Source organism: Reinekea marina (genome assembly GCF_030409715.1).
Lineage (GTDB): Bacteria > Pseudomonadota > Gammaproteobacteria > Pseudomonadales > Natronospirillaceae > Reinekea > Reinekea marina.
The window spans coordinates 44,174-69,025 of record NZ_JAUFQI010000001.1; the positions used below are offsets into that span (position 1 = coordinate 44,174).

Genomic DNA, 24,852 nt, shown 5'->3' on the forward strand with positions numbered 1-24,852 from the left:
TTTTTTAATGATCTTCGTGTGCCTGACTTAAGTAAACTATCGTCAAGACCATGAAAATAAAGGCCTGCAATGGAATAACCAGAATGTGGAACGCGGCCCACGCTAACTGCATTACACCACCCAGTACTGCAAACACTAATCCACCGCCAAACATTAATGCGATCAAAATAAAGATGATTTCAGCCGCATATAAGTTACCGAATAATCGTAGGCCTAATGAGAATGGCTTAGCGATTAATCCAACTAACTCTAGTGGTAAGTTAAACCAAAACAAGTACGGCGTATTAAACGGTGTTAAACACAGTTCTTTAACAAAGCCCATGCCTTTCACTTTGATCGAATAATAGATCATAAGAATAAAGACGAAAATGGCCGTACCTAAGGTAATATTTGGATCTGTTGATGGAACGATCTTCTGGTATTTAACCCCAGCTAGCTCCAACAACCATGGAATAAGATCGACAGGTAGAATATCCATAAAATTGGACAACAACACCCAACAGAAAACTGTTAGAGCTATTGGCGCAATCCATGGGTTTCGACCATGAAAGACATCTTTAACGTTGTTATCTACAAACTCAACAACCGTTTCGATGAAGTTTTGCATACCAGAAGGTACGCCGGTAGTAACTCGTTTCGCTACGCTGCGAAATACCATCAAGAAGATAGCACCGAGAATGATAGACCACGCCATACTATCGACATGGATTGCATTGAACCCCATTGCAGCGGCTTCGTCGCCACAATGTGCAAAACCCCAAGATGATTGCTCGGCTACAGTACCGTCGCATAGCGTAGTGCCAGCTTCTAGTTTACCGTAGGTCAAGTTCGTCAAATGGTGCTGAATATATTCAGCCGAATTTGCGTAACCGCCTTCGCTTGCCATAAATGTTAAACCCCTTAATTGTATAATTCGTCTTTCGACGACTTTTTAACTAAAACTGGCAACAGCAATGCACCTAACGTATGAAGGCCAAAAACACTGGCGTAGAGCACTGCTGCATTAAATTCTTGTATTGTTACGGCTACCGCCGTAGTGGCTGCAATGATAATCAGCCATTTACCCCACATCGCCCTACTGGCGGAGAGTAAGACCAACCCCGTATTGGGTGATCCGTAATGTTTCAGCGCGCGCATGTTATAAAACGCTTGGCCGCAAATAGCAATCATTCCTCCGGACAATATCGTCATTCCGGATTGTGTGTTAATGAATGCCGCTAATACAGCTAGCACTATAGTCACAACACACATAACCACAAGCACCTGTGCTGTCTCAGGTCGTTTTATACTTGGCTTGGGTCTGTCTTTAAAATATGGCATCAACACTTATTTTTATTTACTGGCGATTCGGTGCCAAATTCGAGCGCAGAGTATATTGGGTTCGTTGTTCCGCATCAACTAGCATAGTGACATGGCGCTACAACAATTTACCTGCAACCCACCTGACACAGCGTTCGAATTACTTTACGTGCGCCAAGATACCGTCGAGCTCATCTAAACTGGTGTATTTGATTGTCAACGAACCTTTACCACCAGCTCCATGCTTAATTTGCACTGACGCACCCAAACGCTTTTCCAGCATGCTCTCTAGACGCTTTATGTTGGCATCATTAGACATGACCGATTTTGACGAATCCGTTGGTTTCGGTGAGTTCGTTTGACGAACCAATGCCTCAGTTTGGCGAACCGTTAAACCTTTAGCGACAACTTGCCGAGCCGCATCTATCTGCGAGTCTCCCGACAACCCTAACAAAGCTCGCGCATGACCCATTTCTAAATCGCCATGCTCTAACATGCGGCGCACATCAGGCTCTAAACTGATTAAGCGCAATAGGTTAGTCACCGTCACACGGGATTTACCAATGGCTTGAGCCACTTCAGCTTGAGTAAGCTCAAATTCTTTTTGCAGACGCTGCAATGCAAACGCTTCTTCCATTGGATTTAAGTTTTCTCGCTGAACGTTCTCGATCAACGCCATGGCAATGGCGTCTTCATCGGACACATCGCGAATCACCGCTGGAATTTTTTCCAACTCAGCCATTTGCGAAGCACGCCAACGACGCTCGCCAGCAATTAATTCATACGATTGCGGGCCGATAGGACGCACCACTACGGGCTGCATAACACCTTGAGCACGTATAGAACTGGCTAACTCTTCTAACGCCTCGGTCGACATATCGCGTCGAGGCTGATAAGTCCCCGGTTGTACCCATTCAATAGGCAACTCTTTAAGACCACCATCTTTAAGGGTCTCAACCGGCTGTTCTGTTATCTCAGCAACTTCCTGGCGCTTAGTAATGAGCGCGTCTAATCCTTTACCTAAGCCTCTTCTTTTGGCTGACATCTCTATTACCTTACTGTTTTACAGTTTCTAACGCAGTGTCTGTGCTGGCTTTGTCGCCTTCAACTCGACGAACAAGCTCGCCGGCTAACGCCAAATAAGCTTTTGCACCGCTGGATTGACGATCATAAACCAAGGCTGGCAACCCATAACTCGGGGCTTCAGCTAAACGCACATTTCTGGGAATGACGGCGCTGAATACTTTATCGCCAAAGTGCTCAAACAATTGTTCTGACACATCATTTGTTAAGCTATTTCTTGGATCGTACATGGTACGCAGTAATCCACCCACCTCTAAAGAGGGGTTAATCACTTTCTGGATTCGGCTGATGGTATCGAGCAAAGCGGCCAACCCTTCTAACGCGTAGTATTCGCATTGCATAGGAATAAGGATTTTTTGCGCAGCACAAAGCGCATTGACGGTAAGCATGTTCAACGATGGTGGGCAATCGATGAAAATATAGTCGTAGTTTTTCTTAACTTCTGCCAGCGCATACTGTAATCGATGCTCTTTCATTTTAAGCTCTATGAGCTCAACTTCTGCGGCCGTTAAGTCACCATTGGCTGGCAAGACATCGTAGCCCGCTTCTTCAGAATGCAATATGGCTTCATTGCAATCGCACTTGCCGGTCAATACATCGTAGGCTGACAAATTGAGGTCAGATTTATCAATTCCGCTGCCCATGGTCGCGTTACCCTGAGGATCTAGGTCGACCACCAGCACTCTTCGCTTCATAGCGACTAGAGATGCGGGCAAGTTAATCGCCGTCGTTGTTTTGCCGACACCGCCTTTTTGGTTCGTAATTGCGAATATTTGACTCAAAACGCTTCCTAAGTATGGGCTTTAATAATAATTGTTAACGAATACCTAGCTCTACCATGTGCCGCTCGCCTTCATTACCGGGAACTTTAATCGGCGAAACGGCCAACACATCAATGTCTTCAGGCAGTTGAGCTATTTCATCTTCGGGGTATTGCCCCTTCATGGCGATAAATCGACCATCTGATGATAATAAGTGGCGAGAGAAGCCTACCATATCTGACAGCGTTGCAAAGGCTCTAGATGTGATCTGGTTAAAATCTTGGCCAGGTTGCCAACTTTCTAGCCGATGATGGATCACTTCGGCGTTATCTACCTTAAGCTCCATCTTTACTTGATTCAAGAAGCGCGTTTTTTTGCCATTACTGTCTAGCATATAAACCGGCAGCGCTGGGTTAATTAAGGCAATGATCATCCCAGGCAACCCCGGACCCGTGCCGACATCCAGTAAATTGGTCGATTTTATAAAAGGAACAATACTTAAACTGTCTATTAAGTGCCTAGCGATCATCTGGGCTGGGTCACGCACACTGGTGAGGTTATAAGCTTTATTCCATTTTACGAGCATGGCGTGGTACGCCAAAAGCCGTTCAATTTGTTCGTCATTCAAGGCCAACTCTAACTGAGCAATGCCTCGTTCTAACTGTGCTCGATACTCTTGGCTCATGCGCTTTGCTTACTGGCGTTGTGTTTCTTGATATGAATATATAGCATTGAAATCGCCGCTGGCGTAACACCTTGTATTCGAGATGCTTGCGCTAATGTTTCCGGCTGAACTTGCTTCAATTTTTGCTTCACCTCGTTGGAAAGCCCACCTACATTGTCTAAATCTAATGTTTCTGGCAGCTTAGTGTTTTCATGGCGACGCATGCTTTCAATTTCTTCTTGCTGGCGAGAAATATAGCCTTCATATTTTGCCGCAATCTCAACTTGCTCGGCGGCATCAATCGAAAGTGGAGCATCAGGTGCGGCCGCTTGCTCTATGTCGCTGTAGGTGAGTTCAGGTCGTTTGAGGAGATCGGCTAAGCTAAATTCTTTCTTCAAAGGCTGTGGCAGCTTTTCAGATAACACGGCCGCTTGCTCTGTTTTAGGCTGAATAAAGGTAGTTCGCAATCGGGCTTGCTCAGCGGCAATGGCATCTTGTTTCGCACTAAATGCGGCCCAACGAGCATCATCGACTAAGCCTAACTGACGGCCGGTTTCGGTTAATCGCGCATCGGCGTTATCTTCACGTAACAGCAAGCGGTGTTCGGCTCTGCTGGTAAACATGCGATAAGGCTCTAAGGTGCCCATGGTAATGAGATCGTCGACTAGTACGCCAATGTAGGCTTCGTCTCTTCTTGGGTACCAGGTTTCTTGCCCTTGCGCTTTGCGAGCGGCATTTAAACCCGCCAATAAGCCTTGCGCACCGGCTTCTTCATAGCCAGTGGTTCCGTTAATTTGGCCCGCAAAGAACAAATTAGCGATGTATTTGGTTTCTAAAGAATGCTTTAAATCTTGTGGGTTAAAATAATCGTACTCGATGGCATAACCAGGACGAGTAATATGGGCATTTTCAAAACCTTTCATGGTGCGTATAAATTGCACCTGCACATCAAACGGAAGACTCGTTGAAATACCGTTCGGGTATAACTCGTAGGTGGTTAAACCTTCTGGCTCAACAAATATTTGGTGGCTGTTTTTATCTGCAAAGCGAGTGACTTTATCTTCGATAGACGGGCAATAGCGTGGTCCGATGCCTTCGATCTCGCCCGCAAACATGGGCGATTTGTCTAAATTATTACGAATAATGTCGTGTGTTTCTTCGCTGGTGTTGGTGATATAGCAACTCACCTGCTCGGGATGCTGCTCAACTGAACCCATATAAGACATAACCGCTGGCTTTTCATCACCGGGCTGCTCGATCATTTTACTAAAATCTACCGAGCGAGCATCGATACGCGCCGGCGTACCAGTTTTTAAACGGCCCACATTAAATGGCAATTCTCGTAACCGCTCTGATAGCGAATTACTGGGTGCATCGCCCATGCGACCACCGGAATAATTTTGCATGCCGACGTGTATTTTACCGCCTAAGAATGTGCCCGCAGTTAACACCACGGCCTTGGCGCGAATACGAATACCCGTTTGCGTGACGGCGCCCACAACCTGATCACCTTCTAAGATCAAATCATCGGCAGCCTGTGAAAACACCTCTAAGTTCTCTTGGTGTTCAACAATGTGGCGGATAGCGGCTTTATACAAAGCTCGGTCGGCTTGTGCGCGGGTTGCTCGAACAGCCGGACCTTTACGGGAGTTTAAAACTCGCCACTGTATACCTGCGTAATCGGTGGCGGTAGCCATAGCACCACCTAGGGCATCAATCTCTTTAACAAGGTGGCTTTTACCTATACCGCCAATCGCAGGGTTACACGACATAACCCCAACCGTTTCGATGTTATGGGTCAATAACAGTGTTTGACTGCCCGCACGCGCAGCGGCTAATGCCGCTTCTGTTCCGGCATGACCGCCGCCGATCACTATTACATCGTACTGTTTTGGAAAATCCACCACACACCTCAACTCAATTACGATTGATCAATTATCAATCAATGCCACACTAAAAGGGTGCGCGATTATACGTGCTTTTAACCCCCTATGCTATACACCTAATAGCTTTTCACTGCGCATTCTAAAATGCCTACTATACTGACCTTAAAATGCAGTAACCACAGGTAACTTTACAATGCGTCACACCCTTCACGCGTCTTTTATCACGCTGATTCTTTCACTTTTGAGCCAACTTGCTTTGGCGAATGGAAACTTACTTTTAGCGACCGATTTATCGGATGACTATTTAAATTTTCGGCCCGATCTACGTTTAATCGCGACGAATGGCCTCAATCGCTTACAAGATTACAATGTGGCCAATGCAAAAACACAAGTACGCCCTAATTCAGAAGAGGCAATTGCGGCCATGATCGACGCCGCGAGTAGTGCAAATTTAGACGCATTAGCGGTGGTAACGCTCTACACTCCAAAGCGTCGCCAAGCAACGGTTACCGTTTCATTATACAGCGTCGCAACGGGTGAGTTAATTATTCAGCGCGCTCTAGAGTTTCGCTTTAAAGAGATGACTGCGTTATTAGCTCAATTAGAATATGAGCTTCCTTTGATGTTAAAACGTGAGTTTCGCGAGTTAGGCTCTGTGGTTAAAATTACCAACGACCAGGTTTATTTTGACTTAGGCAAAAACGCTGATGTGGCCGTAGGGCAAGTTTACAAAGTATTTCGACGTGGTGCCGAAATTAAAGACCGCAGTGGCGATAGTTTTGGATTCGTAGATGAACAAACGGGCATCATTGAAGTGACCGAAGTGAGTTCAATTTATGCCGTCGCTGACATAAGCCTCGGGCGATTAAGCATTAAAGCAAACGACTGGGTTGAGTTAGCAGAGCCTGGCATACAAACCCGTGGCCAAGTATTGTCAAAATTAGACGAGCAAATTGCAGTGAATATTGGTCATAAAGCCGGTGTAGTTCCGGGTGCTTACTTTGCGGTTTACAAAGACATCAAAGAAATTGACGAAGATGAAGCATTTCGCGAAATCATAGGCCGCATTCGCATTACAGAAGTAGATGCTAACAGTGCGCGGGGCGAAATTGCACGCAGTGATCACTACCATTTAGCGAAAGCTCTCATTGAAGAAGGTGACTATATTGATGAAATTAGTTACCTACATCGAAACCAGATTATCTTTAGTCAAACGAGTTTCGGTGTCTTGGGAGAAACAGATTCTAAGTGGTCGCTCGGGCTAAACCTAGAGTCGGCTTTCAGCACAGATATGTCGTTCCGATTCAAAGGCAGCTATGGCGATAACTGGTATGTGAGTGCCGGATTAAATAATGCATTGAATCACGCCGAAAGTTTTCGTTATGGGTTAGATATTATGTATGGTGCCGATGGTGTAGGCACTTACATGTTCGCCGATGCGAACCTTCCTACACCACTCGATAAATACGTGCTGTTTGCCATTGAGGCCGGTTACTTACTGGGCGCTAATGAAGATGTCGAAGGCCTGAGTGTTGGGTTAAACGCTAAAATTGGCATGGGCAGTCTGTTTTAATCGGGTTGCCTCTTCTATAAAGCCAGCAAAACGCGGCTGGCTTTTTAATCCGTGTCGTTCTTTGGTGTATTTTCAAAGATCATCACGCTATCGTTAATGAATTGCGCATCCGTAACTGGGCTGTTCGGCACTAAAACCCACGACTTATATTTATCCGTTACCACCGGTCGAATTTTATCAAACTCTTTATCATCAGAATAATTTTTCACTAGATTGTAAGTTAATACTAAGCCTGCAAACGCGGTCACCATGCCGATTCGAAGCATTCGCTTTTCTGTAAACACATTAAACGTAATGATCCAAGCACCCATCAATGCAACAGAAAACAGAATAACAGCATCGAGCAACTCTTTGCTGTACCAATACCCAAAATTGAATATGAGTATGTCTAACAGCTCGCGACCAATATCCAACACCAAAATAAAGAGACACACATTGACCAAGTTTTCTATAAACAGCCATTGATGTCGAACGGCTTTAGCTAGCAAACTCAACATCAAACAGACCACCAGTACACCGGCACCTGCTTGAAAAAAACTCATGACGTAATCGGCTGCTTCAATCTCGACTATTTTGGTGGAATAGTCTTGGTACATTAAATTCAGCAACGATAGAATCAATAAACCAATAACTACCAGAGGCTTTTTCAACCACACTACCCAACCATTGTCGGGCACAATTTTCTGTGCTTTTGGAACAGCAATTGTTGAATCAACTACTCGGATTCGACTGTGACCAAGCTTAATTTCATCGCCAGAATGTATATCTAAAATAGACAAAACAGTCTTGGGTTTAGCCGATTTCTTAACCAACAAGGACCCATTCACCGTGCCTTGATCGACCACTCGAAAAGTACCATCTTCGTTAATACTAATTTCGAGATGCTTGGCATCAATGGTTTCATCGGCTAGGCGTAAGTCGTTCTCATAACTTCTACCGATGCTAACGCGATCTTGATCGAATCGCTCATAAGAAATCACCTCGCCTTTTTTATTAAGTACTTCAATTACTGTGGCCATTGCACGTCCTCAGTAAATGATTCCAAAAATGCCAGGGCCGATTGTTGGCTCACTCCTGAAACGGTGAGGTGACTGACCAAGGCAAAATCGTCTCGCTTAGCCAATCTAAAATAGAGAACATCGTAGAGCTCGGGAAACTGCGTATATTGTCTTGCGCAAAAAAATGATTTCGCAATGCCAGAGGTAGAGTCATTGCTATTTATTTGAGTGAAATCTTCATGGCATTGATAAGCGGATACATCTTTAAATGTAACTCGATTATCGGCTCGCCAATCCAACCGACCTTGCAAGAAGTGATCAAATTGAGCCCTCGACAGAGCTTGGCCATCGTACCAGTTAAACTGATACCCCAAGCTGCCTGTGGTCATACCACCGTTGATGTAAATATTGTCGGTTAAAGAACAACCCTTTGTGACCGCAACGATGAGCAACTCATCCACTTCATCGCGTGATGAGTTCCCCCAGCATGACACCAAGCCTTTAATATCCCCAATTACCTGAGCTTGCCCTAGTGTGTCGATATCACGCGGGTAAGTTAGAAAATCGTTCAGTAATTTTGATTGGCTGGCCAGTAACTGCGCCTGCGCACGTTCGGCCATTTTTTCTGGCAAAATCACTTCTTGGTTAGCTAAGAAGTGGGTTAGTTTTTTGGCGGGCACCAAAAAGCTAACCTGGTTTCCAGAAGTCGCGACATTAATGCCGGTCAATTCACCCGTGGCATTAAAAACCGGCCCTCCACTCATACCAGGGTTAATTGAGCCAGAAAAATGAATACGGTGGTAATAGGCTGTATCGGCCAATCCATTATAAGTGCCTGGCACAACTGTCATACCTAGGTCGTGGGGGTTCCCGACGGCAAAAATTTCCGTGCCTTGAATGGGTTCTTCATCGGCTATCCTAATAGGCGTGCCCAGAGAAACATCAGACGTTAGCAATGCCAAATCATTTACGATGTCAAAATCGACCACCTTAACCGCAATAGGCTCGCCGTTTTCAGGAATGATCATAACCCGGTACTTCTCCGGTTTTGACACAAAGGCCGACACCACGTGGTAGTTCGTAGCTACGGTTGTATCATCATGCACCACAAAACCTGAGCCAATAGAGGTACGGCTGTCGGACTCAATATCGACAACTTTTATCTGATAAATACGGCTTCGAAATTCTTTGAAAATTTCATCCGCCGTATAAGCATGCACCCAAGCCAACTGACACAATAAAACAATGAAGCACCATCGAATCGCTGCTCTTAAGGGGTTCATTGGCTACTCTTCTTCTGCTTCTTGGTACAGTTCACACAGTGTTTTTAATTCAGTCTGCGCTTTACCATTGACTGAATCGGCTGGGAACTCTAGTTTTTCGTTAGGGCTGCCTGGCTCTATGTCAGAAAGCAAACGTAAAGCTTGATACACATGCGAAACCGCCCATATCGTAAACTGCCCCGCTTTAACGGCCTCTACCACTTCAGGTGATAACATGAGGTGTTTAACGTTGTCGGCCGGAACAATAACGCCGTGCTCACCCTTTAAACCACGTAATTGGCAAAGCTTGAAAAAGCCTTCAATTTTTTCATTAACGCCACCGATGGCTTGAACTTCACCCAATTGATTCATTGAACCTGTAATAGCAATACTTTGTTTAATGGGTACCTGCGCGATGGCCGAAATTAATGAGCAATACTCTGCCACCGTGGCGCTATCACCATCGATATAGCCATAGCTTTGCTCCATGGCAATGTGCGCCGATAATGTCAGCGGAAAACGACGGCCAAATTCATGCCCTAGAAACCCGCTTAAAATCATCACACCTTTACTGTGCAACGATTGCCCGAGCTCAACTTCACGCTCAATATCTACCACACCTTTGCCACCGACATGCACTGTGGAGGTAATTCGCGCCGGTGAGCCGAATCGGCTTTCGCCAATCTCCATCACCGTTAGACCATTGATGCAGCCAACTCGTTCGCCTTCGGTGTCAATTAATATTGTGCCCTCTTCTATTTCGCTGAGCATCTGATCGGCTATTCGCCCATTTCGGTACTCTGCAGCTTCTAGAGCTTGCTGTATGTGTTGCTCAGTAATAAATTCAGATTGATCATGCCCACTGATAAAATCGGCCTCGGCAAACACTTTAAATAGTCGAACGATGCGAGCTGATATTCGCTGCTGATGTTCGGATTCTCGCAAACTGTATTCTATTAAGCGTTCTAATGCGTTGCGAGTCAGCGGCTTAAAGTTTTTTTCTTCGCCGTAATCTTTTATGCGTAAAATTAAGTTATCAACCGTGTTGCGAGTACGTGGTATAAAGCTGTCGAAATCTACCGGTACACGAAACAGCTCCATAAACTCTGGGTCCCACTCTTGCAATTGATAATAAATTTCGCGCGAGCCCAGTAAAATTACTTTAACGTCTAGATCGATCGATTGAGGGCTGAGCGTTATTGAATGCATGAGCGTTGCATCGGAAAAAGGCATTTCCATTTTTAGCTCTTTTGATTTCAATGCCAGTTTCAAGGCATCGTATGCAAAAGGCTCTTGCAATAATTTTTCGGCATCCAATATTAAATAGCCGCCATTGGCTTTTAATAAACTACCGGCACGAATCAGTTGAAAGTTTGTATTGGGAATTCCTTGCTGGGTTGTATATTCAATGCGGCCAAACAGGTTTTGATAGGTTGGCAGCATTTCATAGACAACCGGTGCGCCTTCGTTGGCTTCATGCTGCACCATCAAGTTGGGCTTTAACCATCGCTCTATTGTGGCACGACGCTCCTGATCAGAAGTTGCATCGGTAATAGATTCTTCAATAAACAAATCAACAATCAATTTCGGTAAATGATTTTTAATTTCGCGAATAAATCGAAGTACGCTTAACAGGCTTTTATTTTTTACTTCGAGTTCTTTCAACAAGGGTTTAATCGCTTGTTGAACCGTTGTAATGTTAAGCTGTCGGAAATCTTCTGAGCTTTTTCGCCGCCATGTGGGCAGTTCTAAAACTTGTTCATTTAAAAAGCCTTCGATCGCATTAATACGGTCTTGAAATGAGGTTCGTTGCTCTTCGGGCAGTTGTGCAAACTCTGTATCGTCGAGTGCTTTGCCATTCACTACGGGCAATAACATCACGGAGCCACCATCGGCGATAACGGCCACTTCTTTTTCATTGGCGAATCGCTCGACTACTTTCAAGGCGGCGTCGTAGCGTTTATTAAATTCTTTATCTATGCCGGTGCGCTTGCGTTGATAGGTTGGGTTTTCAAACGCGGCAGGAAAAGTATCCATCAAATCGCTTATGAATTGATCGATTGATTCTTTAAGTTTATTACCCTGACCCGCAGGCATTTCAAGGGCGTAGGGCTCTCGGGTTACTTCAAAGTTATTTATATAGGCCCATTCACTGGGTGCGGGTTGACTATCGGCCAGCTCTTTGACGTATTTAGAAACCAGTGAGTTTCGGCCGGTGCCGGAATCACCCATGACATAAAGGTTGTAGCCGCCTCCACGCATGGCGATGCCAAATTCTAGCGATTTTTTGGCTCTAGGTTGCCCCAAAAAACTGGATTCACCTTGAACATCGGCGGTGGTTTGAATATTTAAGTAGCTTAGATCTACACGGGCGCGCAACGCTTCTGGAGCGAGCGGAAGAACCTTTTCTGTCATGTCGTACTCTAGTCTGGTAACAATGACTTACAGTATGGCACAGGTGTGGTTTGAAGGCATAGCTTCTGGGGTGTATTGGTTGTTTGCTTTGGACTGGTTATGGTGGTTATCTTGGGCGGCTTAATTCTGTGGTTGAATTCGCCGAGAAGCGGTAACGGTCTAGCGGGACGCCGTGAATACATCCATGTAGGCTTGGAGACGGCATCCATGCCGTCTAACACCCGCTAGCCCGCTACCGCTTCGCGGCTTGGTTCATTTTAATATTTAGTATGTTAAATCTATTTCTTCTTCAGTACCGCCGTTTACGCTTACTAGGTAAATTAGGCCTTCATTGTCATACTTAATTGAAACTTCTACTTTCGAATTATTTTTACCATTTACAATCCAAGAACCAGCAAGCCCTGTTTTACTATAAGTATAGGGGCTGGTTGATCTTGTTGTGACTATTTTATTATCCCACGCTGGACTAGCCACAGCTAAAGCCCACTCCATTGAAAGGCCATTGTCATTAACGGTATATTCAACGGCGCCTTGAATCATGGTTGTTTCATTATCTATCGTAGAAGAGAAATCGTCGAAGGTTACGGTAATAACAACCGATTCAAACCCAAACGCATCATCTGACCCTTGCTCTTGTTCTGAAATTACACCGTCCCACTGTAGTTCAAACTCAAATGAGCCATTTAGGGTAAGCATCTCATTGTCTATAACTAAACTACAATTGGTGAAGCTTGCATCAACTGTCATCGAGCCAGTGTCACTGTATTCTCCAGATGTTGAAACATTTGGAGATTCAACCACAACAGTGGCTATACCATCGTTGCCTATACATTTTGGCGTATTTTTTCTGCTCTGAACAGCACTAGGTACTGGATCTTCCTCTTCATCTAAAGCAGCTGAAATACCTGCGTCTAAAGTACTCAAAGCGCTAGATTGTATGATAATCGCGGCAGTTTTGTCTTCTTCTAAAACTTCATAGGTTGGCGAGCTCAGCGCTATAGTTGCAAGCGTACTTGTACTTTGATTATCGTTTGAATCACTGTTTGCATCGCCTTCTACTTTGCAGCCCATCAATACTGCTGAGACAAAAGCCAAAGTCATTATACTTTTATTGATCTTTTTCATTGAAACATCCTTATTATTTTGAGTGAATGGTTAGTTTCGGCATAAATATGTATTAAAGGCTAACACCAAGTCAACTGCACTTTCGTAATAAGAATGATCACTTTTTATAACGCTATACCGAAAACGGGTAGGCAATGGCCTCATGGTGTTGATAGCCTTCTACGCTGAAATCATCCATGGTGACCCAGGTTTCTAAGTCTTTTAGCGATTTAATCTCTGGGTTTATGATCAGCTTGGGGGATGGGTAGGGCTTGCGTTTTAATTGCACTTCTCGCATGAGTTCCAACTGATCTTCGTATATGTGAGCGTTCACTATTTTGTGGTACGCCTTGCCGGGTTTGAGGCCGGTTATTTGCGCCATAATGGCTAAGAAGAAGAACACTTGTACTTGATTGAAGTTTAAGCCTAATGGCACATCGCATGAACGCTGGTAGCTGGTGAGCGAGAGCGTGTCGCCCAATAAGCTGAAAGTGTGGGTGTGCATGCAGGGGCGTAGGCAACCCATGTGGAATTCGCCTGGGTTATAGAAGCTGAGGATTTCACCGCGATCGTCGATACCGTTGCTGAGGTTGTCGACTATTTTTTTCAACTGATCGACAAAACCGCCGTCGGGTTTGGCCCATGCTCGGCCTTGCACGCCGTAAACTCGACCCATGTCGTCGGACCCTTTGCGGTGCTCATTGGCCAGCCAAGCGCTATTTTCGTTGGCGTTGGCGTCCCATGTTTTTGCACCCAGTTTGCGAAAGTCGGCAGCGTTGTCGTAGCCACGAATGTAACCTAAAAACTCAGCGATGGCGGCTTTATAAAAGCTTTTTCGAGTAGTAATGAGCGGAAATTCATTAGCGCCAACATCATATTCTAAATCGGCATTAATTACGGTTAAGCAACGTTTGCCGGTGCGTTTGTTTTCTACCCATTGGCCTTCATCTATGATGCGTTGGCATAAGGCTAAATACTGGTTCATTTTTTAGCGCCTTTTTTTGGTTGGCCAGACTTATTCTTTTTCTTACTTTTACCGCTTTCAGGCGCGGTTTCAAATACTGGGTTTCTATAGGCCAGAGTCATAAGTACACCACCGACTACAATCATCGGTATGCTGAGAAGCATGCCCTGTGTTAAATAGCCGCCTAACAAGTACCCTATGTGCTCATCGGGTTGCCTAAAGAATTCCGCTGCGGTTCTCAGCACGCCGTAGCCAATCATAAACATGGCCGATACGGCCATTCGTGGTTTAGGTTTGGCACTAAACCACCATAAGACGACGAACAATAAAAAGCCTTCGCCCATCATTTGATATATCTGTGAAGGATGTCGGGTTAGGCCATCGCCTATTTGCGGGAAGATCATGCCCCAAGCCACGTCGGTTTCTCGACCCCAAAGTTCACCGTTCCAAAAATTTCCGAATCGGCCAAAAAAGATGCCTGGCGGTACCAGTGGCGCGACAAAATCACCCACCGCAAACCAAGCTTTATTGGTGTGTTTTGCAAACAAAATAACCGCGACGGCGACGCCTAAAAAGCCTCCGTGAAAAGACATTCCGCCTTCCCACACTTTAAATAGATACAGCGGGTTCGCAAAGAATAAATCGATATGATAAAACAACACATAACCGACCCGACCACCGACAATAATGCCGACTACGATATAAAACAGCAGGTCTTTAACTTGATCGGGAGTAAACAACCGCCACGCATCTCTAGAGGCGCGCCAAATACCCAAATATTGGCCAGCCATAAAACCGGCTAAATACATCAGGCCATACCAATGCACAGACAGTGGGCCAATATCAAACCAAGGCAGAGACAACGGACCAATGCTAAGGGCAACGGGGTCAAATTGAGGGTGGATCATGGGGTGTCCTTAATTGAAAATCGCGCTCACTATACCAAAACCCGTGTGAGCTGCCACGCACTGCTTAGTCTGTCATGGGTAAAGTTGAAGGCTTCGGCGCTACTGGGTAAAAATGCGGCTCACATTGCTCAATATTGCTAAAGATTCGGGTATCTTTATAGGGCATTTTCATAAAACCACCAATGCCTAAGCCTTCAATATCGGATACGGCGATGAGTATTCTGTTTAAACACTCTTTAAATTCTTGTTCTTTGGCAGGGTCGAGCAAGCGATAATAATTGTGTATTTTTAGGTTTTTTTCCAGTACTTCAAAGATAATACAGCCAGTATGGTGAATGGTGTCGAGCAAACGAATGTTGTCCATTATAGATTCCGGCAACACTAAATGCTCATCGGGATCGCGACCATCTTCAAAGTAAGAATGCATTTTTTCATTAAGCCGACCTTCTGGCGCAGGCGTAATGGTGTACGGCAGTTTCATGTGATTTGGCACAATAAATGGCTGCTCTTCGCTTGAGCGATCTAAATGCAAGGTATCGCGTGCATCATACAATACGGCTTTAAAGGTGCCGTTGCGCGTCATGGCTCGGGCGAGTGTGACCATGTGGTTAAGCGATTGAACAAAAGATCGGCGCATGGCTTTATCAAATAGGTTAAACGCTGAGGAAATATGCACTTCTTCTGCCAGCCAACGCACGGTAATGCCCCCCACCACAGGAAAACGACCCAGCCGAGAAACTGCGGCAACAAAGGCCTTTTCGGTTTCGCCCATGCCTTGTAGGTAATTTTTGTAATATTTATCAAGCTGCTCATCTTCGATATCGTCGACATTGATATCGGGGTGCTGCTCCCGCAAAAATGACTTTCGCGAGCTATACACGACCGTATCGATTGTTTTGGGAGATTCGCCAATCCAAACCGGAATCAATGGTTTTTCTTCGGGTTCGCGTAATTCCGGTAGTACCAAATGTTTTAATCGCGGCATGTTGGCCATAAAGTAATCGGCGGCTTCGTTGCGCTGAGTTGGGTCGGTCGACATCATCTTGTCTAAAATGCGTGCAAACTCAATTGGTAACCCTAAAGACAAGGGGGTGATCACCTCGGAGGCAAAACGCGCACCTTGGCTGGAAGCCAATGCATATAAGGTAGCTGCGGTGCCTTGTTCATCAAATCGCGGCGACGATAAAGCGCCATTAAGTTGATCTCGTCCAATAAAATAGACATCGCCTAATTTGGCGTTGGTGTTATGCATATCGCTCGACATTAAATCCATAACGCTGGTCGATAAAAACTGGCCATGAATATCGGTTTGGGCAAACACAGAAGAACCCCAATCGATCAACTGAATAGACTCTGTCGTTGGATCATAAACAATATTCGAGGGTTTAATGTCGCCATGCACCACCGGCATTAATACACCCTGCTTATTTTTGAAGGTTCGCAAGTAATCTAAAAGCTCAGCCAATTGTGAAGCAATGCGCACCACAAGCCGAGGCGTCAAGGCTCCCTTTTCGAGACCCCACTGATCTAAATCTCGCCCTGGTGCCCGCGTCATCACCAAAATTCGCTGTTTACCGACACGAACATAATCAATCACCCTTGGGATCAACGGATGATCAAGCAATGACTGTAAATAACTTTCTTCTTCTAGTTTATCTTGAACATGTTGCGGCAAATTTACTCGTGAAAACTTAAACACCAATTCATGCCCAAATGGAGTGGTACCGCCAAACACAAAACCAAAGGCTCCTTTGCCGATGAGCTCAATATCTTGATACCCCAACCGCTCTAACTGCCTGATGCATAATTGAATCCACGCCTTCAGCTTTGCGGCATCACGATGTGATAGCAAATAAATACTTTGTTCTTCGGGGATGTAAAAGTGCTTAAGGTTGTGTTCCATCTGATTAAGGTAATGGGGATTTGAGGCGGCTGCAAGTTTTGGTTTTTTTAGGTGGATGGTTTTGTGGTTAACGTCGCCTAGGTGCACCATCTTTTTTGAGCGGCCGCTGTTCGCGCTTCCATGCGCCGCTTAACTTCGTCATCCATGACTCAGATAACCGCTCAAAAAAGATGGCACACCTAGGCTTTATTTGATGATAGTTGGCATCTAGTTGGGGTGGTGAGAAGCTAATCGCGTCTTTGCTTTGCTTTGAGCGCTCCAACAGAGATGAGTAACTGTAGGAGCCTTCGGAACGCAGTGGAGAGGCGACCCAAAAATGAAAAACCCTAAGGTTTTTGTAACTCAATCATCACACTTTGATTCACTTGAATCAGCCCTCTTTTTGGTCGGTCTAGATCAATAATGATAAAGACAATTAGGGCGATTAATAAGGAAATTAATATTATCGGGGTAAAGACTCGTTTGCCGCTTAATCCAGCAGAATACCCCATAAACCCACCTGAGCAAATGAAGACAACAAAGAGCAAAAGTAAAACAACTTCAGGTACATGCATTTGTAAAAGCGCGTTTCGTTTTCCTTGCGTGTCTATCACATCATTTAATGATTTTACAAAAGCGCCTGTCGTCACTGGGCTAGGGTCATCATTCGTAGCGGCCATAGCCAAAGCCCAGAGCTTGCGTTGTACTTGTTCAATCTTTGCATTATAAGCCCGACGCTCTTCAAGCATAGTAAGATCTACTGTCCCTATTTCCACTCGAAGTTGAATGTATTTTTTAAACAGGCCCATCGCTTCAGCGCTGTATTGCTCGGGTAATAAATCGACCCTCAATACGGCTGTGCCAATGGCATTTGCTTCATCGATCAACGCCATGGTTCGGTTATCGAAACGCTGCATCGACATACTAAATGTAAAACCTAGCAACAATGCCAGCAACCCTAGAACGCTGCCTTGAATAGATCCGGTTAACGCCTTAACTTCATCATCTGTTCGTTTTTGTACAAAACGCCCAATGCGAAAGCCACCTTCATTTACAGCGATCATGGTTAAAAACAAGATTAGAACGATCGCAACACTGCTGAAGGTATATAAGAACTCAGTTTGTGCCATTTGAATTTGCGCCTTTAGAAATTGAGGTACAGGTAATGGGATTAAAAACTTGCAGTTTTAGTAGCATATAGGGGTATGGGGTTATTCACCAGTTTTTGAGGCGGTTTAGTAGCGAGTTTTGAGGTTCAAGTACATGCGGATGGTCGCGTCTTCGCTTTGCTTCGAGCACCCCTAGTTAGTTGTAGTTTGTTTAGAATGTTAGAACTTAGGATGGTTGCGTTTTTGCTTTGCTTCGAACGCTCCAACAGCGATTAATAAATGTAGGAGCCTTCGGAACGCAGTGTAGAGGTGATGTTTGATTTAGAAAAACGCTGTAACTGACGCACAATACTCGCCCAAAAAAAAGACCCACGATTGTGAGCCTCCTTTCTCCATTGCATTTTTTCTTTTTGCCGTTTGGCTTTGTTGGTTTTTTCGTGTACACCGCCCTTTTTCATAATTGGGGCGAATGCATGTGGGTTTCGCTTGTGCTGTTTTTGAGCCATTGGTTACTCCTTTTGCTCACGGATATAGGTTTGAATTAACGCCTGTTTTTTTAACTTTGGAAGTTTCCGCAATTGGTACTCCACTGCACTGGCTTTGGATCGGTTTTCACACGGCTCGGCATACACCAGTTCAACGGGGCGTCGAGCTTGAGTATAGCGCGCACCTCCGACCAATTCACCATTATGTTGCCGAACTCGCCGATTTAAATCGGTGGTGATGCCCGTATAGAGCGAATTGTCAGCGCACTTTACAAAATACACCCACCAAGGGCTTTCTTGAGCCATTACTTCCATCTTTTTTGCACATTGTCGTGTGAAACTTTAACAAACTACCAACGATGCCACCATTTAAAGGGTTGTTATGCTAAATAAAATATTAATTCCTGCCATTATCATTGCCGCCGCACTGATCGGTTATCAGCTGATGAACGCCGATGAAGCGCCCAGCGGGGCTCGCCAATCAACACCAGCGGCGACGACTAAAACACCTGAGTCAAGCTCAGGAGAAGCCAATCAAACACCGCCTGCTAACCGAGGTAACCGCGAACGCCCGGCGAATGCCAACCGAGAATCAACACCCAATGCTGAAAGTGCAGATAGATCAGGTAGAGCTAATAGTAATGAAAGCACTGAAAGCGCTAATGGCGAAATATCGGAACAAACGGCGACAAGTAATCAACCACAACGTGGTGGTGGCGGTGGTGGTTTACGCAGCGGCGTTTTAGCCAGCCAGGGAGCTACCGCGGTTGAAGTTCAACGTGCGGTGTCTTATGAAGGCGCTTCTCAATTAAAAGTCTTTGGGGTGATCGATGCTCAAGAAAAAGCCATCATCACAGCACAAAGCAACGCCACGGTGACAAAAATTCTCGTTAAAGAAGGCGAGAAGGTCGAGCCGAACCAAGCCATTGCTCAACTAACGGATTCGAATATAACCGCGGCACTGGCACAAAAGCAGGCGTCATTAAGTGAGCTCGAAGCGCGTTTACGCAACGAAGCGCTGAAGCATGAAAACGATAAAGCTTCACTTGCCATTGAGAAAGAACTATTGGCCATTGCAAAAAACAGCGTAGACCGATTCTCCAATTTAGGCTCTCAACAACTGAGCTCAAGTTCCGATTATGAGAGCGCGCTAAAAGCATACCAAGCCCAATTAATGTCGGTTCAAAACCGTGAACTGACCATTGCACAATATGCCGATACCTTGGCTCAATCTAACGCTCAGCGTGCCTCATTACAAAGCCAAATTGAACAAAGCCAACTACTCGTGAATGCGTTATCGCCATCGAGTGAATTTGCCGGCGTTGTGGCTAAACTGCCTATCAATCAAGGGCAAATTTTAAAATCTGGCGAAACCCTAGCTGAGTTATACAACCCGAGCTCCTTAGCGGCTTATGTTCGAGTGCCTCTACGCTATCGGCTGGATAATTTTGATTTAACGAACATTACCGCAACCGATGCCAGTGGCCGTACTTGGTTAGCCCAAGCCATTCGCCCCATCAGTGAAAGCGGTGCTCAACGAATTACCTTTACACCAGAGTTTCCGCTCGCCTCTGCACCCTTACCAGGAACCCACCTTGCGTTAACGCTGAATTTCCCTATAGAAAAAAATGCCGTTGAAGTGCCTATTACCGCCGTGTACGACCAACAACGTGTCTACCTATTTCAGCGTGGCACTATTTCACCTGTCGACATTGAATTGATCGGGCAAACGGATCAAGGCTTTTTAATTGCCGCGCCGGAACTTTCAAATGAATCAGCCATGATAGTGACCACTCGCTTGAATAACCCAATTACCGGAATGGCTGTATCATTGGTTCAGTCTACAGGTGGCCGACCATGATGAAATGGATCGAAACATTCGCCAACCATAAAATTGCCGCAAACGGTGCCATGATACTCATCATCGCGTTGGGTTTATGGAGTGTCGGGAAAATCAACAACCAGTTTTTTCCAGACTTCGAAACCTCTCGCATATCTGCCAGCGTTAGCTGGAGTGGCGTAAGCGCTGAAGATATGTACAACACAACCGGAGCGCCGTTACAACAAGCGCTTATCGGTTTACCAGAACTCGATGGCATCACCACCAGCGCCAGTGAAGGCCGAGTGAGTTTGTCGATCGGTGTCAGTGATCGTGCCGAGAGTGTCGAAGCTGCGGCTGATTTAGTAGAAGAAACGCTGGCAGCGGTTTCTTTGCCTGAAGACGCGGGTGAGGTAAATGTGTCCATGCCGCAACGCCGTGAGAACGTTGCTGACTTTCTACTGTATGGAGACGTTGGCTTAGATGAACTAGCATCCTATGCCTATAGCGTTCAGTCTGATCTATTGCAGACGGGGTTTGCACAGGTCAGCCTGCAGGGTATTCCAAGCCAAGAAGTTCAAGTCAGTGTCGCTATGGAGACATTACTCGATACTGGCCTAACCCTAGCCCAAATATCTCAGAGCATTGAACAAGAATACACACCGTCACCTGCGGGTACGTCGAGTGGTGATTCCATTACCTTGCAGCTGCGCTCGCAAACACCTGAAATTGAATTAAACAGTTTGTTAAATACCGTCGTGCAATCTTTAGAAGATGGCAGCGTGCTTACCTTGGCCGATGTTGCGACGGTTAAACAAATTGAAGCCAAGCAATCGAACCAACTCTACTTCGAAGGCTTACCGGCGATTCGCATTTCGCTGTTAAGAACTTTAGGCGAAGATACGTTAGAAAACGCCGAGCTGATGAATCAATGGTTGGAAGAATTTATTCCGACACTTCCGCAAAGCGTTCAGCTGCATATTTATAACGAAACGTGGAAGATTGTTGAATCGCAATTGTCGTTGCTTATAGACAACGGTTTGTTAGGCATGGCCTTGGTGTTGGTTACGTTATTTATCTTTTTAAATACTCGATTAGCGTTTTGGGTAGCGCTAGGTATTCCGATTAGTTTTTTCGCAACGTTCATCATTATGGCTCAATTAGGCATATCGATGAACACCATCAGTTTGTTCGGCTTTATGATTGCGCTGGGCATCATTGTCGATGACGCAATTGTAGTGGGCGAACAAGCCAGAGCGTATCAACAGCAAGGTTTACCTGCCAACGCAGCGTCTCTAAAAGCCGCTAAAAAAATGTGGCCGCCTGTTCTAGCGTCTAGCTTAACCACCATTGCTGCTTTTTTACCCCTAACCTTTATTAGTGGCCCCATTGGTCGTTTATCGGTAGATTTGCCAGTGATTGTAACGATCGCGATTGTTGCCTCACTGATTGAATGCTTCTTAATTCTTCCGGGGCATTTATCTCACAGCAACCATAAAGAAGATCGGCCCTTCCGTAAAAAAATGGACGCGGGTTATAACTTTGTACGCGACCAATACTTCCGCCCTATCGTTCGCTGGAGCTTAACGCACCGCGCTATCCTTATTTCGATGATTGTGGCGGGTTTTATCATCGCCGTTGGGATGATCACTAGCCGAACCGTACCCTTTCAATTTCAGCCATCGGTGGAAGCGCCTAGTTTATCGGTCAGTGTGGCTTTTACCGAAGGAGCCGACCAAACCAAAGTGGATAATTTTGTCGATCACTTAGCCGACACATTGCAAGCCGTGGAAGATGAAACAGGCTACGACTTTATTAAAACCGCCCTAATTACTCGAAACCAGGGCAACCAAGGGAATCAAGCACGGATCGATGTTGAGCTTATCAGCGATCAAAATCGACCTTACACCAACCAAGAACTCGTCAATCAGTGGCGTCAAGCCACCAACTTACCCTCAGAGATCGACAGCATTTCATTTGGTCGAGGCCGACGTTGGGGCGGTGAATCAGGTGATATCAGCATTGAACTCAGTGGCAGTAACGTTACCTTGTTAAAGGCTGCTGCGCTTGAGTTACAAAACAGATTAGAAGCGCTCGATGCGTTATCGGATGCAACGGATACGCTCGCCTATGGAGATGAACAACTTCAATTTTCCTTGACTCCTCTAGCGATAGACCTAGGGATAACCGAAGCAACCTTGGCAAACTTTTTAAGACAACATATTGAAGGTGTTAAAGCGACAACGGTGATTGATGGCAGCCAAACGTTTGATGTGATTGTCATGCTTCCAGAAGCTCAGCGCAGAACCATTAATGAAATTATGGCGCTGCCTTATCGACTAGCGGACAATAGCTTGGTGCCAATGCAAGATCTGATCAACAGTTCTTATCAACGTGGTATTGAAACGATTCGAGCGCAAGACGGTGTCATTTCTGCCAGTGTTTCGGCAACACTCGATACCGATCAGATGACCAGCGACAGTATGTACACTTTACTTGAAGAATCTGTGTTACCAGCGTTCGCGGCTCAGTATGGCGGCATAGACGTTGAGTTGGCCGGAGATGCTCAAGAGCAAGAACAGTTTTTTGCTGAAACAATGTTAATACTGTTGGCGGTGCTTGCCCTCATTTATGGCATTCTCGCTTGGGTGTTTGAGAGCTGGATTTGGCCACTGGCCATTCTAGCGACCATTCCGTTTGGTTTAACAGGCGCTATTTTTGGGCACTGGATTATCGACTTACCATTATCGTCTTTATCGATCCTTGGTCTGTTTGGTTTATCGGGCATTGTGATTAATGACAGCATTGTATTAATCAGCGTGTACCAAGAATTACGCGACGAAGGCTTGGAAATAGTTCACGCACTCGAAGAAGCGGTAGCGCGTAGGTTAAGACCGGTTATTTTAACCACCGTGACCACAATGTCAGGGTTGACGCCCTTCTTATTTGAGACCAGTCTCGACGCTGAGTTTTTAAAGCCAATCGCAGCGGGGATCGTATTTGGTCTACTGTTTGGTACCACCTTAATCTTGCTGTTTGTGCCTGCTTTATTATTGACGATTGAGCAAATCAAACTAAAGTTAAACTTGATACGACAATAAGTTGACCGGCCAAAGGGCAATTTTCAATCAAATTGCCCTTAAATACCTTAAAATAGGCGTCAAATTGCACAAATGCGGCGCAAATTAAAGAAATTTGGCTCTTGCCGTTCAAAAACCGAACGTATGTCGCTATAGTCGGGCAACTAAAAAATAATTAGATCGAGAGTTCAATGAAAAAGTCAATCGTCATTACGTCGGTCGCTGTCATCGCAATACTTGGCGCTGCAGCAGGCTGGTGGTACTCAAGTAATCAAATCGCTCCATTGGAATATACCACGGTTAAAATAGGTGTTGATGCACCTTACCCTCCCTATGAATTTTTTGATAGCAATGGAGAGCTCACAGGCTTTGAAGTCGAACTTGGAAACTCCATGTGCAGCTACTTAAACATAAAATGTGAGTGGGTGGTAACGCCTTGGGATTCCATAATTGATGACTTAAATGCAGGTAAGTTCGATATGATCATGTCTTCCATGTCTATCGAATCTGAGCGTAAAAAGCTGGTTGATTTCAGTGACCCTTATTATTCTACGCCGTCAGTTTATTTTGCTCGAAAGGGGGATTTTTTTGAAGGGACGTCTGTCTCTGATCTAAAAGGCAAAAAAGTAGCCGTTCAATCGGGCACCCTACAATATAAGCACTTAGTAGAAGAATATGGCGACAATATAACCATCTTAACATTCGATGGTTGGGATGGCGTCAGTGCATCGTTCCGTTCAGGGGAAGCCGATGTGGTATTGACCGATTACCCACAATGGGAAGGCGAGTTTATGTTAGAAGGCGTCTACGAAGTTATTGGTGAGCCACTTCAAATTGGTGATGGCGTTGGCATAGCCTTCCGTAAGTCTGACGAGAACTTAAGAAAAGCGATGAACAAAGCCTTAGATAACGCCAAAACCTATGGCGATTTCCAGCGCTTCCGTCGTAAGTATTTCTTCTATGACATTATGGTGAAGTAATTTGAATCGTTGTTGAAGGAGGCCGCTTTTAGCGGCCTTTTTTCATTTGTAACCCTACTAATTTCCAAATATGGAATCATTTAGTAGGTTTTTTAGCTGTGCAAATCGCATAGTTCTAACTGCTTAAACGCCCAAAGCCCATTCGTTCTCTCGATCGTAAGGCAATGTGTTTGTACTCGATAAACTTGCTCGCTTGAACTCTTTTCAATCAGTTGCCATTGCTCTTTAACTTTGGGCAAAGCACGTATTCTTTGATTCAACCAAGCCACTACGGCTTTGTCATCTTTTAAAAACTCAGTGGCTAAAGGCATCATCAAAGTACTCGCCTCATTTGGTGCTTCTATATTAGAAGCTTTTAGCTGACTAATGAGCTGCATTTCAATGAGACTTTTATATTGCTCTCGCACGTGCTGGATTGCGGTAGTCGATAACGCAACTTTTTGAGAAGTTCGAATGTCATCCACAAGTTGAGCAGGCGCTGAAATATGTGTTGACCGCCAAGAAATTAAAAAGGTAATACTGATCGCTATGATCAAAACTACGATCAAACCAGTAATCTGTTTCACTCTTTTTGCTGTGG

General features: G+C 45.2%; 25 protein-coding genes. 5 read left to right on the forward strand and 20 right to left on the reverse strand.

Translation table 11 applies throughout. The features are described 5' to 3' along the window. Window positions 1-4: 4 nt before the first annotated feature. Complete coding sequence (atpB, locus tag QWZ13_RS00280) at window positions 5-886, reverse strand: F0F1 ATP synthase subunit A (RefSeq protein ID WP_216000589.1); 882 nt, start codon at window positions 884-886, stop codon at window positions 5-7. Between the two features lie 14 nt (window positions 887-900). Beyond that, window positions 901-1,233, reverse strand: a complete 333-nt coding sequence (locus tag QWZ13_RS00285) for a hypothetical protein (RefSeq protein ID WP_290279946.1) — start codon at window positions 1,231-1,233, stop codon at window positions 901-903. Here QWZ13_RS00285 and QWZ13_RS00290 point away from each other — a divergent pair. Then, the gene (locus QWZ13_RS00290) at window positions 1,208-1,402 is read left to right on the forward strand and encodes a hypothetical protein (protein WP_290279948.1); all 195 of its coding nucleotides are present in this window, start codon (window positions 1,208-1,210) and stop codon (window positions 1,400-1,402) included. The genes QWZ13_RS00285 and QWZ13_RS00290 overlap by 26 nt on opposite strands. A 57-nt stretch (window positions 1,403-1,459) precedes the next feature. Here the strand turns inward: QWZ13_RS00290 and QWZ13_RS00295 are convergent, their stop codons facing one another. The 4 genes from QWZ13_RS00295 to mnmG are packed head-to-tail and all read right to left on the reverse strand — an operon-like array spanning window position 1,460 to window position 5,711. Continuing rightward, window positions 1,460-2,344, reverse strand: a complete 885-nt coding sequence (locus QWZ13_RS00295) for a ParB/RepB/Spo0J family partition protein (protein ID WP_290279950.1) — start codon at window positions 2,342-2,344, stop codon at window positions 1,460-1,462. A gap of 10 nt (window positions 2,345-2,354) precedes the next feature. After that, on the reverse strand, window positions 2,355-3,164 hold the full coding sequence (locus QWZ13_RS00300; RefSeq protein ID WP_290279952.1) for a ParA family protein: 810 nt from the start codon (window positions 3,162-3,164) through the stop codon (window positions 2,355-2,357). Window positions 3,165-3,198: 34 nt separating this feature from the next. Beyond that, complete coding sequence (gene rsmG, locus QWZ13_RS00305) at window positions 3,199-3,828, reverse strand: 16S rRNA (guanine(527)-N(7))-methyltransferase RsmG (RefSeq protein WP_290279955.1); 630 nt, start codon at window positions 3,826-3,828, stop codon at window positions 3,199-3,201. Continuing rightward, the gene (gene mnmG, locus QWZ13_RS00310; RefSeq protein WP_290283215.1) at window positions 3,825-5,711 is read right to left on the reverse strand and encodes a tRNA uridine-5-carboxymethylaminomethyl(34) synthesis enzyme MnmG; all 1,887 of its coding nucleotides are present in this window, start codon (window positions 5,709-5,711) and stop codon (window positions 3,825-3,827) included. Before mnmG ends, rsmG begins: the two co-directional genes overlap by 4 nt. 175 nt (window positions 5,712-5,886) lie before the next feature. Here mnmG and QWZ13_RS00315 point away from each other — a divergent pair, with 175 nt between their 5' ends. After that, the gene (locus tag QWZ13_RS00315; RefSeq protein ID WP_290279956.1) at window positions 5,887-7,266 is read left to right on the forward strand and encodes a hypothetical protein; all 1,380 of its coding nucleotides are present in this window, start codon (window positions 5,887-5,889) and stop codon (window positions 7,264-7,266) included. A gap of 44 nt (window positions 7,267-7,310) precedes the next feature. Here QWZ13_RS00315 and QWZ13_RS00320 read toward each other — a convergent pair whose 3' ends face one another. From QWZ13_RS00320 to QWZ13_RS00375, 12 genes are all read right to left on the reverse strand, one after another. After that, complete coding sequence (locus QWZ13_RS00320; protein WP_290279957.1) at window positions 7,311-8,285, reverse strand: FHA domain-containing protein; 975 nt, start codon at window positions 8,283-8,285, stop codon at window positions 7,311-7,313. Beyond that, entirely contained in the window at window positions 8,273-9,547 is a 1,275-nt protein-coding gene (locus tag QWZ13_RS00325) for a S1C family serine protease (RefSeq protein WP_290279958.1), read from the reverse strand. Before QWZ13_RS00325 ends, QWZ13_RS00320 begins: the two co-directional genes overlap by 13 nt. Before the next feature lie 3 nt (window positions 9,548-9,550). Then, window positions 9,551-11,941: a Lon protease family protein gene (locus tag QWZ13_RS00330; RefSeq protein WP_290279959.1), complete on the reverse strand. Its 2,391-nt coding sequence runs from the start codon at window positions 11,939-11,941 to the stop codon at window positions 9,551-9,553. An 8-nt stretch (window positions 11,942-11,949) separates the two neighbouring features. Next, window positions 11,950-12,162 (reverse strand): hypothetical protein, encoded by a 213-nt coding sequence (locus QWZ13_RS00335; protein ID WP_290279960.1) that lies wholly within the window; start codon window positions 12,160-12,162, stop codon window positions 11,950-11,952. Between the two features lie 43 nt (window positions 12,163-12,205). Continuing rightward, window positions 12,206-13,066, reverse strand: coding sequence for a hypothetical protein (locus QWZ13_RS00340; protein ID WP_290279961.1), 861 nt, complete (start codon window positions 13,064-13,066; stop codon window positions 12,206-12,208). A gap of 112 nt (window positions 13,067-13,178) precedes the next feature. After that, the gene (locus tag QWZ13_RS00345; protein WP_290279962.1) at window positions 13,179-14,030 is read right to left on the reverse strand and encodes a thymidylate synthase; all 852 of its coding nucleotides are present in this window, start codon (window positions 14,028-14,030) and stop codon (window positions 13,179-13,181) included. Beyond that, a complete protein-coding gene (gene lgt / locus QWZ13_RS00350; protein ID WP_290279963.1) occupies window positions 14,027-14,917 on the reverse strand; it encodes a prolipoprotein diacylglyceryl transferase in 891 nt (296 codons plus the stop codon). Before lgt ends, QWZ13_RS00345 begins: the two co-directional genes overlap by 4 nt. Window positions 14,918-14,981: 64 nt before the next feature. Then, on the reverse strand, window positions 14,982-16,910 hold the full coding sequence (locus QWZ13_RS00355; protein ID WP_290279964.1) for a protein kinase domain-containing protein: 1,929 nt from the start codon (window positions 16,908-16,910) through the stop codon (window positions 14,982-14,984). Continuing rightward, a complete protein-coding gene (locus tag QWZ13_RS00360) occupies window positions 16,888-17,166 on the reverse strand; it encodes a hypothetical protein (protein ID WP_290279965.1) in 279 nt (92 codons plus the stop codon). The genes QWZ13_RS00355 and QWZ13_RS00360 overlap by 23 nt, the downstream gene beginning before the upstream one ends. Further along, window positions 17,147-17,929, reverse strand: coding sequence for a bestrophin-like domain (locus QWZ13_RS00365; protein ID WP_290279966.1), 783 nt, complete (start codon window positions 17,927-17,929; stop codon window positions 17,147-17,149). The genes QWZ13_RS00360 and QWZ13_RS00365 overlap by 20 nt, the downstream gene beginning before the upstream one ends. A gap of 251 nt (window positions 17,930-18,180) precedes the next feature. Next, window positions 18,181-18,414: a hypothetical protein gene (locus tag QWZ13_RS00370; protein ID WP_290279967.1), complete on the reverse strand. Its 234-nt coding sequence runs from the start codon at window positions 18,412-18,414 to the stop codon at window positions 18,181-18,183. Between the two features lie 3 nt (window positions 18,415-18,417). Continuing rightward, window positions 18,418-18,708 carry a GIY-YIG nuclease family protein gene (locus QWZ13_RS00375; protein ID WP_290279968.1) on the reverse strand — a complete coding sequence of 97 codons (291 nt, stop codon included), beginning with the start codon at window positions 18,706-18,708 and terminating at the stop codon, window positions 18,418-18,420. A gap of 67 nt (window positions 18,709-18,775) precedes the next feature. Here QWZ13_RS00375 and QWZ13_RS00380 point away from each other — a divergent pair, with 67 nt between their 5' ends. Continuing rightward, window positions 18,776-20,254, forward strand: a complete 1,479-nt coding sequence (locus QWZ13_RS00380; RefSeq protein WP_290279969.1) for an efflux RND transporter periplasmic adaptor subunit — start codon at window positions 18,776-18,778, stop codon at window positions 20,252-20,254. After that, complete coding sequence (locus tag QWZ13_RS00385; protein ID WP_290279970.1) at window positions 20,251-23,313, forward strand: efflux RND transporter permease subunit; 3,063 nt, start codon at window positions 20,251-20,253, stop codon at window positions 23,311-23,313. Before QWZ13_RS00380 ends, QWZ13_RS00385 begins: the two co-directional genes overlap by 4 nt. Here QWZ13_RS00385 and QWZ13_RS00390 read toward each other — a convergent pair. Beyond that, the gene (locus tag QWZ13_RS00390; RefSeq protein ID WP_290279971.1) at window positions 23,282-23,425 is read right to left on the reverse strand and encodes a hypothetical protein; all 144 of its coding nucleotides are present in this window, start codon (window positions 23,423-23,425) and stop codon (window positions 23,282-23,284) included. The two genes, QWZ13_RS00385 and QWZ13_RS00390, sit on opposite strands and share 32 nt — an antisense overlap. A gap of 58 nt (window positions 23,426-23,483) precedes the next feature. On the opposite strand from QWZ13_RS00390, the gene QWZ13_RS00395 reads away from it, so the two are divergent. After that, window positions 23,484-24,272: a transporter substrate-binding domain-containing protein gene (locus QWZ13_RS00395; protein ID WP_290279972.1), complete on the forward strand. Its 789-nt coding sequence runs from the start codon at window positions 23,484-23,486 to the stop codon at window positions 24,270-24,272. A gap of 92 nt (window positions 24,273-24,364) precedes the next feature. Here QWZ13_RS00395 and QWZ13_RS00400 read toward each other — a convergent pair whose 3' ends face one another. After that, window positions 24,365-24,838: a hypothetical protein gene (locus QWZ13_RS00400; protein ID WP_290279973.1), complete on the reverse strand. Its 474-nt coding sequence runs from the start codon at window positions 24,836-24,838 to the stop codon at window positions 24,365-24,367. Window positions 24,839-24,852: the final 14 nt, after the last annotated feature.